Annotated in this window: 2 protein-coding genes; both read right to left on the reverse strand. The window is 34.5% G+C overall.

Annotated features, from left to right (window positions below):
* Positions 1-62: 62 nt before the first annotated feature.
* Complete coding sequence (istB, locus tag ACH0B5_RS17915) at positions 63-788, reverse strand: IS21-like element helper ATPase IstB (protein ID WP_122973751.1); 726 nt, start codon at positions 786-788, stop codon at positions 63-65.
* Positions 772-2,199: an IS21 family transposase gene (gene istA / locus ACH0B5_RS17920; RefSeq protein WP_338322908.1), complete on the reverse strand. Its 1,428-nt coding sequence runs from the start codon at positions 2,197-2,199 to the stop codon at positions 772-774. Before istA ends, istB begins: the two co-directional genes overlap by 17 nt.
* Between the last annotated feature and the right edge of the window lie 161 nt (positions 2,200-2,360).

Here is a 2,360-nt window from a genome sequence, read left to right on the forward strand (position 1 = left end):
TGTATTTTGCAATAGAAAAGTGCAGAAAAATGCAATTAAAAATGCAGAAGTTTGCCACCCAATTAGTTTCTTTTTGACAGTGCGTGGGACAGTCTATAACTCTCACCATGAAATGAAATAATATGAGCGTGATGAATTAGTCTGTCCACTAACGCTGCTGTTAATCGAGAGTCTGTAAATATTTTGTTCCATTGACTAAATTCCAAGTTGGATGTAATAATCACGCTTTTTTGCTCGTAAAACTCCGAAATGATTTGAAATAATAATTCAGCTCCTTCTTTACTAAATGGTAAATAACCCATTTCATCTAAAATAACTAAATCTACCTTCTCCATGCGCTTTCTAAATACTGATAAACGGTGATTATGCAATGCTTGTTCTAATTCCTCAACCAAGTGTGCAATTCGATAAAAGCGGACCTCGTACCCTCGTTCACAAGCTTTTCTACCTAATCCTGTAGCTAAATGAGTCTTACCTGTTCCTGGTGAACCAACTAAAACTATATTTTGTCGGTTTTCAATAAATTTTAAACTACACAATTCCTCTTTAGTTAAATGGGGAGGGAACCGAATCTGTTCGGTCCACTCGTAAGTATGTAGGCTTTTTTTATCTAAGAATTTAGCTTTTTTCATTAACCGATTAATTTTGGCATTTTCTCTTAATTTTAATTCTTCATCAAGTACCCCATACAGGAATTGCTCTGGATTTTCAAAACTAATTTTTTCATATACATCCGCAACATAAGCTAGTCTTAAAGTTTTGCAGATTTCTCTAATATTTTGTTTCATTGGCGACCTCCTCTATAGGGGCTAATGAATCATATTTAATCCAATCTACCTCATATGGATCATTTTCACCAGGCAACTTTTCCTCCGCAATTAATTCATAAAAATTTTCATTAATACCCTTCATATCATGAGTAACTAATAAATTTGCTAAGCCATTTAATCTTTTTCGACGAATAATCAAGTTATCAACTAACAAAAACTCCTTAACTCTTCCTGGTAGATACTTAGTGTAGCGGGAATATTCCACTACTCGCGGTTTTTGAATCCATGTCTTAATGATGGATAGCCATGGTAAAGCTTTACGTTTTTTCATATATGGGCGATAGTCATCCAATAATATTTCACCGTTAGGTGAAACAATTTTTAATTGATCCCATGTGAGTATCATTTGTAACTGATTATAATTGGCACCCTTTGGTACATGAATTAACGACTGATCAACTTTTATTTCATTGTATTTATTAACTTTAACAAATTCCTCTTTAAACACAGGGTATGGCTTTTCAGGCAATGCGAGTAGATATTTCTTTTCTTCTTGCCATAAATCTTCTATCCGTACGTTTTTAGAGTAATGGATTCTATTACGATCAGCTTCCAATCTATGAAATAATTGATCTGTCAAACTTTCATAACTTTCCATGATTGGTGCCGAAGTAAAGAAATTATAACGTACATACCCTACCTTATTCTCTACATTTCCCTTCTCATGCCCACTGCGAGGATTACATACCTGAACGTCGAAGCCGTAATAGTTTTGAAATTGTATAAATTCATCGGTTAGTTGGGCTTCTTCAATTTTTGTTCTAGTTTTTTTGACTGCTGGAGTTAAGTTATCTATCCTTATCCTTTTTGGTACTCCTCCAACTTGTTTAAATAGAATGTTAAGGCCGTATAGAAAGCATTCTTGATTTTCAGAAGGTAAAGGCACTGAATAACCTGCATTACTATTCGGAAATGACATCACTAAAGCATGAATATCGACAATTTCTCCATCTTGAACTGCCTCCATAACTCCGAAATCCACTTGTGCTTCACCCGGAGGGTGTTCTAATCTTTCATAACCGTTGTCCTTTTCCTCTTGATGTGTATTTTTCCATTCAGAGATAAAGTAACAAACCGTTCGATAAGATCCCTGAAACCCTAAATCCTTTAATTCCTCAAACATTTGCTTCTTTGTCCTTCTGGACTTTTTCTTTAATTTTGAATCCTCAAATAGCCAATCTGATACAATCTCTCCCCATTTCTCTTCATACATCATTCCTTTCTTTTTAAATAATTTTTCCTGCGGTATTTGATCTTCATCCGCATACTTCTTAGCGGTTCTCCAATTTATTTTCATAGTTCTTTGAATCTCAGAGATTGAAAGACCTTTTTCATTTCTTAACTTTTTGATACAATTAATATCAGACATTGCTAGCATCCTTTCTTAACCTCCACTACAAAATTGCTTCGACACAATTAATGTAGCGGGGACTTGGGGTGACTGGCAAGTCTATTTTTTTTGCACAAAATTAGTGAAGGACTCTGCATTTTTCCTTTGCAAAGCTCTGCATTTTTATTTTGCCATACACA

The organism is Ureibacillus sp. 179-F W5.1 NHS (assembly GCF_045369345.1).
Taxonomy (GTDB): Bacteria; Bacillota; Bacilli; order Bacillales_A; family Planococcaceae; genus Ureibacillus; species Ureibacillus halotolerans.